Source organism: Microbacterium umsixpiens (assembly GCF_053543675.1).
In genome coordinates, this window is record NZ_JBLVOH010000011.1 from 1 (window position 1) to 7,091 (window position 7,091).

Here is a 7,091-nt window from a genome sequence, read left to right on the forward strand (position 1 = left end):
AGAACATGTCGCTCGCGGCATCCGCGAGTCGGCAGATCCGCGCGGCCGGGGCCGTGGAGGTCTCCGAAGGCGGCGACGTGACCCTGGTGCTGCACGCGCCCGATCCTGACCGGCACGACATGTTCCGCGGCCGGCCGGATCAGGTGGACGAGGATGCCGTGGCCGGCACGGTCGCGTTGATCCGGGAGCGGCTGGACGCGGGCGAGCACGTGGCCCTCGCGGACGTCCGCTACCCGAACGGCGCCGACGAGGCGCTCGTGCGGGCGCTCGCCGAGGCGGGGCTGCTCGGGCGCCTCGAGGCGTTCGGCGGGTGGAACACGGCCGGCAACACGCTCGGCAGCGTGGTCGCGGTCGCGGCGGCCGGAGTGGTCGGCCGGGCGACGGGCACGTTCGATGCCCGCGCCGCCCGCATCGCCCTGCTCACGCGACTGCTCGACGACTTCGCGTACCAGGCGGTCGTGCGCACCGACTCCGGGCCCGCGCTGTTCCCCGACGTCTACCCGATGGCCGACGACGGCCGGGTCGCGACGGCGGAGCGGGTCATCCGCGAGGAGTTGACGGCGCTGCTGGAGTCGACGCTCCCCGCGGAGGACGTGCGCATCCAGGAACTGACCCTGCCGTGGCGGCGATCGTTCGAGATCGGGCTGGTACTGAGCTAGCCCGGTGCGTCATGCGGCGCGATCCTTCGGCAGTTTCAGGATCTCGGCAGTGTCAGGATCTCGGCAGTGTCAGGATCTCGGCTCCGTCGGCGGTGATCGCGATCGTGTGCTCGGTGTGCGCGGTGCGGCATCCGGTCGCGCTCCGCAGGGTCCAGCCGTCGTCGTCGGTGCGCAGCACGTCGGTGTCGGCCATGACCCAGGGCTCGAGCGCGAGCAGGAGTCCGGGGCGCAGCGTGTAGCCGCGGCCCGGTCGCCCGTCGTTCGCGATGTGCGGGTCCTGGTGCATGGTCGAGCCGATGCCGTGGCCGCCGAATTCGAGGTTGATGGGGTAGCCGGCGTCGTGCAGCACCGTGCCGATCGCGTGCGACAGGTCGCCGATGCGGGCACCGGGTCGAGCGGCGGCGATGCCCGCGGCGAGCGCCCGCTCGGTCGCCTCGATCATCGCGAGGTCTTCCGCTGCCGGAGCGCCGCCGACCACGAAACTGATGGCCGCATCGGCCGAGATGCCGCGCAGGGTCACGGCCAGGTCGAGCGTGAGCAGGTCTCCTGGCCGAAGGGCGTAGTCGTGGGGCATGCCGTGCAGCACGGCGTCGTTCACGGCCGTGCACAGGTAGTGGCCAAACGGGCCGCGGCCGAACGAGGGGGCGTAGTCGACGTAGCAGGATTCGGCACCGGCATCCTCGATCAGCTGCTTCGCCCACCGGTCGAGGTCGAGCAGATTCACACCGACCGCGGCGCGGGCTTTCAACGCCTGCAGGATGTCGCCGACGAGCGCGCCGGTCGCCCGCGCCCGCGTGAGCTCGTCGGCGTTCAGGATCTCGATCATGGGTCCTCTTCCGTCGTGACCAATAACTATCCCGGTAATACTATCCCGGTATTAGTATGGGCATCATGATGGTCCGGATGCCGCTCACCCCCGCCGAGGTCGAGCGCGGCGAGCGCCTCGGCGCCCTGCTGCGGCGCGCGCGGGGGGAACGGTCGATGCTGAGCGTCGCACTGGACGCCGGCATCTCCCCCGAGACCCTGCGCAAGATCGAGTCCGGCCGCGTGGCCACCCCCGCGTTCTCGACGATCGCGGCGATCGCCGACGTGCTGGAGATCTCGCTGGATGCGGTGTGGGCCGAGGTCGGTTCGCGCACGGCCGCAGCTCCGGATCGACGCATCGCCTCCTGAGCTCCAGCCCCCTGCGGTGCTGCGGTGCTGCGCGAACTTCTGCACACGCCCGGCCGAAGCGCAAGCCTCGTGACCCACATAGGAAGACATGTTTAGCTCGAAGAACAGTCGACTTGGGGGAGTGAGACGTTTTGTCGCAGAGCATTCAGCCGGAGAGCAGCAACAACGCGAACAGCATCCGTGTGAGCGTGGTCGTCCCGGTGTTCAAACCGGGCCCATCGTTCGATGACCTGATCGCGTCGCTCGACCGGCAGACGCTGGACTCCGGAGCGTTCGAGGTGCTCCTGTGCGATGACGGCTCCGGCGAGCCGACCAGCGAGCGCCTCGCCGCCGTCGCCCGCACCCGTCCGAACGTGCGGGTGCTGTCGCTGGAGCACTCCGGGTGGCCCGGCATGCCGCGCAACCACGGCATCGACGCCGCCCGCGGGAAGTACGTGCAGTTCGTCGATCAGGACGACTACCTGTTCGACGGGGCTCTCGAGAAGCTGTGCGACTACGCGGATGCGAACGCGTCCGACGTCGTCGTCGGCAAGGAGGTGGGGATCGGCCGCCCGCTGCCGAGTCGCATCTTCCGCCGCGACATCGCCCGGGCGGTCCTCGGCACGGATCCCCTGCTCGAGATGCTCACGCCGCACAAGATGTTCCGCACGGCGTTCCTGCGGGCGAACGGCATCCGCTTCCCGGAGGGGCGCGTGCGCCTGGAGGATCACCTGTTCGTCATGCAGGCGTACTTCGCCGCGTCGACGATCTCGATCCTCGCGAGTGAGCCCTGCTACGCGTGGGTGAAGCAGCCGGGCAGCGCGAGCTCCGCCCGGATCGAGCCGGAGAGCTACTTCCCGCACTTGGAGACCGTGCTCGACATCGTCGAGGCGCACACCGAGCCGGGACGACTGCGCGACCGACTCCTGCGGCATTGGTTCCGCGGCAAGATCCTGAAGCGCATCGCCGGGCCGCGCATGGTCAAGTATCCGGAGGAGTATCGCGACCGTCTGCTGGATGTCGTGGTCCCGCTGACGCAGCGACGGTTCGGGCCGGGCGTGGATGCCGGCCTCGGGGTCGCGCACCGGATCCGCGCGGCGCTGCTGCGTGCCGATCGCCGCGACGATCTGCTGCGCCTGGCGGAGTTCGAGTCGGGCGTACAGTGCCGCGCCACCGTGACCGCCGCGCGCTGGTCGCGGGGCGGCGGGCTGCACCTCACCCTTCGCGTCGACATCACGCACGACGGGAAGGATGCGCTGGTGTTCGAGACGTTCGCCGCGGATCCGTCGGCCCCCGCCGCGCAGGATGCCGCCGGGCCTGCGACCGGCGCGAAGTCCTCCGGCGCCAAGAAGTCGATTCGGCTGACGTCACTGCCGCTGTCGTCTCTCGACGGGCTGCCGGCGAATCTCCTGGCGGTGGATCGCGAGCTCCGCAACGATCGCATCGAGCTGATCCTCCGCGACGGCACCGACACCGGCACCCGCACCGGCACCGGCACCGGCACCGGCACCGACACCGGCACGGACACCGGGACCGAGCGCATCCTCTCCGGCCGCCGACCACGTGACCTCTCCGCCGTCGCCGTCTCGATCGATCCGGTTCGTTCGTTCGAGCGGACGGACGATTCCCGAGGCGGCCCGCTCAGCGTCAAGGTCCGCCGGGCGGGGTGGACATTCGACGTTCCCCTCGAAGCCGATCCCGCGGTGCTCGCTCGCATCGGCCGTTCGCCGATCCTCGCGGGGCGCGCCTGCACGCTCACGGCAGGCGAGGGCGGCACGGTGGAGCTGCATCGCGAGTGGCCGGACGGCGGACTCAAGGACGCCGCGGGCCGCACGGTGCGCAGCATCCGCCGTCTCCTCCGGAGGCACTGACCGCGCCGCGACACCGACCTCTCCGCACGACAGCACCGACCGCCGTCGCACTCTGACCGCCCCTCACTTGCTCCATCGAACGAATAACGATAGATTCCTGTTGCTCTTCGATGAAGGAGTGGGCATGGGGAAGACGACGATCGTCGTTCTGCGCATCGTGATCGCGGTGGCGCTGCTGGGTTCACTGGCGGTGCAGGCGCTCATCGTGCCGCTGCTGTGGCTCGACCTCGCCGAGGACGAGCTGTGGGGCCGGATCGTGCTGGTGTCGATCGTGGTGCTGGGCGTGGGAACACTGCAGGTGTTCGGGGTGTGCGTGTGGATGCTGCTCACGCGGGTGCGGCGCGGATCGATCTTCGCGGAGTCGTCGTTCCGGTACGTGAACGTCATCATCGGGGCGATCCTGGTGGCCGCCGCCCTCACGTGGATCTTGGCCGCGCTGCTCGCGCCGGGGTCGACGGCGCCGGGCGTCGTGGCGCTGATCGGCGGCGCCGGGGTCGTGCTCGCCGGGATGGCGCTGCTCGTGGTCGTCATGAAGGCGCTGCTGCGGCAGGCGATCGATAGTGAGGCCGAGGCGCGAGCGCTGCGCTCCGAGCTCGACGACGAGGTGATCTGATGCCCGTGGTGGTCGACATCGACGTGATGATGGCGCGGAGGAAGATGAGCGTCGGCGAGCTGGCCGAGCGCATCGGCATCACGCCGACCAACCTCGCGGTTCTGAAGAACGGGCGCGCGAAGGCCGTGCGCTTCACGACACTCGATGCTCTGTGCGCGGTACTGGAGTGCCAGCCCGGCGATCTGCTGCGCTGGGAGCCCGACGCCGGCTGACGCACGAAGCCCCGCGGTACGCCGCGGGGCTTCGCATCGGTGGATCAGCGCAGCACGAACTCGACCGTCGTGACGTTGCCGGCGACGTCGTGGACGAGGAGCGTGTTCTCGCCCGCGACTCCGCCGAACGTTCCCCGCTTCACGAAGTTGAGGTCGGACCAGACGTTGTTCGAGAGGTCTTTCCCGACGCCGTTGAGCTCGATCCGGTCGATCTTGCCGGCGTCGTGGAGCTTGAAGCTGACCTTGTCGTAGCCCGCCGCATCGCCGACGGTGAACGAGTCACCGGTCTTGACGGTCACAGTGGGGGCGGTGGCGTCGACCGTGAGATCGAACGTCGAGGTCTTCGAGATGTTGCCCGCGGCATCCTGCGCGTTGTACTTGATCGTGTACGCCCCGTCGGGGAGCGTCACGGTCGCGACGTGCGAGCCGCTCGTGCCCGTGGCCGTGGACTGCGTGCTCTTGACGAGCGTGCCACCCCGGTAGATGTTCGCGACGATGCGGGCGAGCCCCACCTCGTCGGTCGCGTCGACGCGGATGTCGATGGCCTTCGACGGACCGGCCGTGGTCGGGCTGACGAGCGTCACCTGCGGGCGGGTCTTGTCCGGGACGCGACCCGCGACGAACGAGACCGTGGTCTTCTCGGAGCGGTTGCCGTACATGTCGACGGCGGTGACCTCGGCGATGTAGCTCGTCCCCTTGGTGAGGGTGATCAGCGGGGCGTCGGCCTGGCGTCCGTTGCGTATCGCGAGCGGGATCTCGAGGATGCTCGGACGCGGTGCGATCTGGAAGTCGGCGAGAACCTTCGCACCGGCGCGGATCGGCAGCGCCTCGACGCCGGTGGCCGCGTCGCGGACCCGCACGTCGTAGCCGTAGACGGACTCGTCGTCGGTCGCCGCGGGAACCCGGAGGATGTCGGCGCCGTCTGCGGTCACGGTGTGCTCGGGCGCACCCTGCTGCACCGGTGCGACGTTGTCGCGCGCCGCCGACGTGTAGTCGAAGTTGGCGCGCACCTCTTCGGGCGTCGTGCCGTCGAGGCGGACCGTCCAGGTGGGGCCTGCGAGCGTGCCGGCGCTGGCGAAGGGGTAGCCGGACTGGTATCCCCAGGCGCCGTTGTCGTAGGTGCGCTCGTCTTCGGCGGCGAAGTTGATGCGATCGATCTCGGTGCGGTCGGCGTAGACCTCGACGTACAGGGCCTGCGCGGTCGGGATCGTGAACTCGTCCCAGAGCGCGTTGCCGTAGATCTGGTACGCGTCGTGCGGGGTCTCGGTGTACGACATCGATCCGTCGTTCACGGCCGTGAAGCCGCCCTGCCAGATGGAGCGCTCGTCGTTCAGGTGCAGGTGCGAGTGCCCCGAGAAGTAGACGGCCTGCGGGTAGCCCGAAAGGTCGGCGGTGAGGGTGGCATTGGAGGCCTGGGCTCCGTCGTAGACCGTGTTGGCGGTGGGGCGGTGGCCGACGACGAAGATCGGGGTGTTGAGGGCATCCGGCTCGGCGGAGAGGGCGGCGAGGCGTCCCTGCAGCCAGGTGCGCTGCGCGCCCGAGTAACGCTCGGTGTCGATCACGAGGAACGTCTGGTCGTCGACGGTCTTCTCGTAGTAGCCCCCGGATGCGTTCGGGAACCAGTCGCCGTAGTACTTCGCCATGTCGGCGTTGCCCACGTCGTGGTTGCCGTGCGACATCAGGATCGGGGTGTCGTCGAGGCCGAGGCGGTCGATGTTCTCGTCGAAGATCGTCTTCACGACCTGGTGGTCGGGCGCCGTGTTGTTGTTGTTGTCGTTGATCTGGTCGCCGTTAGAGATGATCAGGTCGGGGTCGGGGTTGATCGACGCGAGGGTGTCGAAGTGGCTCTTCCAGATGCCCCGGTTCTTCTCGGTGAGGGCCGACGTGTGCACGTCGCTCATCACGAAGAACGACGTGAGCGGTTCTTCGTCGGTCTTGATGATGTATCCCTCGATCTCGGCGGGCGAGGTCGCACCGCCCTTGATCGAGACCGCGGCGAGGTTGGTCGTCTCGTCGATGACCAGCGGCTTCTTGTAGAGCGGGCTCTTCACGGTCGGCGTCGATCCGTCGAGCGTGTACCTGATCTGGGCGCCCTGCGGCGCGGTGAGCGTGACGGTGGTCGACTCGGTGAATCGGCCGCCGTCCTGGCTGAATGTCGGTGCCGCGAGCTCCTCGGCGGCGTTCGCCGCCGTGAGGGGGAATGCGACGGCGGCGGCCACGGCCGCGAGCGTGCACACTCCTGCGATCTGTCTCTTCACTTCATCCTCTTCCACGTGTGTATCTACGACGCACCGGACCGGCGCTGAGACGACGCTAGGGAGCCGTTCCAGACGGGGAACGGCGAAAGCAGGAACGTTAGGTAAACAACTTTGCGGTCAGCCACCCGGATGCTCGGAAAAGAAGTGAATACAAGATCACGGTGCTGCTCCGCCGTTCCCCCACCGACGGACGCGCCACGCCGCGGCCACTCGCCGGAGTCAGGTCAGGCGGACCGCCACTCGGCGGCCACTCGCCGGAGTCAGGTCAGGCGGCGATGTCGAAGCGGGCGCGGCCGCCGAGTCGTGGGGTGCGGGTGGGGTCGGCG

7 protein-coding genes are annotated in these 7,091 nt (G+C 69.1%); 5 read left to right on the forward strand and 2 right to left on the reverse strand.

Features of this window, described 5'->3' with window-relative positions; translation table 11 throughout:
• The coding region (locus ACNPM4_RS01000) for a DUF4127 family protein (protein ID WP_448984396.1) at positions 1–659 on the forward strand (659 nt) is incomplete at its 5' end.
• A gap of 52 nt (positions 660–711) precedes the next feature.
• Here the strand turns inward: ACNPM4_RS01000 and map are convergent.
• The gene (gene map / locus ACNPM4_RS01005; RefSeq protein ID WP_448984397.1) at positions 712–1,485 is read right to left on the reverse strand and encodes a type I methionyl aminopeptidase; all 774 of its coding nucleotides are present in this window, start codon (positions 1,483–1,485) and stop codon (positions 712–714) included.
• A gap of 68 nt (positions 1,486–1,553) precedes the next feature.
• On the opposite strand from map, the gene ACNPM4_RS01010 reads away from it, so the two are divergent.
• From ACNPM4_RS01010 to ACNPM4_RS01025, 4 genes are all read left to right on the forward strand, one after another.
• Positions 1,554–1,832 carry a helix-turn-helix domain-containing protein gene (locus tag ACNPM4_RS01010; RefSeq protein WP_448984400.1) on the forward strand — a complete coding sequence of 93 codons (279 nt, stop codon included), beginning with the start codon at positions 1,554–1,556 and terminating at the stop codon, positions 1,830–1,832.
• Positions 1,833–1,963: 131 nt separating this feature from the next.
• The gene (locus ACNPM4_RS01015) at positions 1,964–3,682 is read left to right on the forward strand and encodes a glycosyltransferase family 2 protein (RefSeq protein ID WP_448984398.1); all 1,719 of its coding nucleotides are present in this window, start codon (positions 1,964–1,966) and stop codon (positions 3,680–3,682) included.
• Between the two features lie 124 nt (positions 3,683–3,806).
• Complete coding sequence (locus tag ACNPM4_RS01020) at positions 3,807–4,295, forward strand: DUF2975 domain-containing protein (protein ID WP_091033068.1); 489 nt, start codon at positions 3,807–3,809, stop codon at positions 4,293–4,295.
• Positions 4,295–4,507, forward strand: coding sequence for a helix-turn-helix domain-containing protein (locus tag ACNPM4_RS01025; RefSeq protein WP_029264006.1), 213 nt, complete (start codon positions 4,295–4,297; stop codon positions 4,505–4,507). Before ACNPM4_RS01020 ends, ACNPM4_RS01025 begins: the two co-directional genes overlap by 1 nt.
• Before the next feature lie 44 nt (positions 4,508–4,551).
• Here ACNPM4_RS01025 and ACNPM4_RS01030 read toward each other — a convergent pair whose 3' ends face one another.
• A complete protein-coding gene (locus tag ACNPM4_RS01030) occupies positions 4,552–6,765 on the reverse strand; it encodes a chitobiase/beta-hexosaminidase C-terminal domain-containing protein (protein ID WP_448984399.1) in 2,214 nt (737 codons plus the stop codon).
• Positions 6,766–7,091: the final 326 nt, after the last annotated feature.

Excerpts from the sequence above, each read along its gene's own strand:
- map (WP_448984397.1), bottom strand. The coding sequence starts at position 1,485 with ATGATCGAGATCCTGAACGCCGACGAGCTCACGCGGGCGCGGGCGACC.
- ACNPM4_RS01020 (WP_091033068.1), top strand. The coding sequence starts at position 3,807 with ATGGGGAAGACGACGATCGTCGTTCTGCGCATCGTGATCGCGGTGGCG.
- ACNPM4_RS01025 (WP_029264006.1), top strand. The coding sequence starts at position 4,295 with ATGCCCGTGGTGGTCGACATCGACGTGATGATGGCGCGGAGGAAGATG.
- ACNPM4_RS01010 (WP_448984400.1), top strand. The coding sequence starts at position 1,554 with ATGGTCCGGATGCCGCTCACCCCCGCCGAGGTCGAGCGCGGCGAGCGC.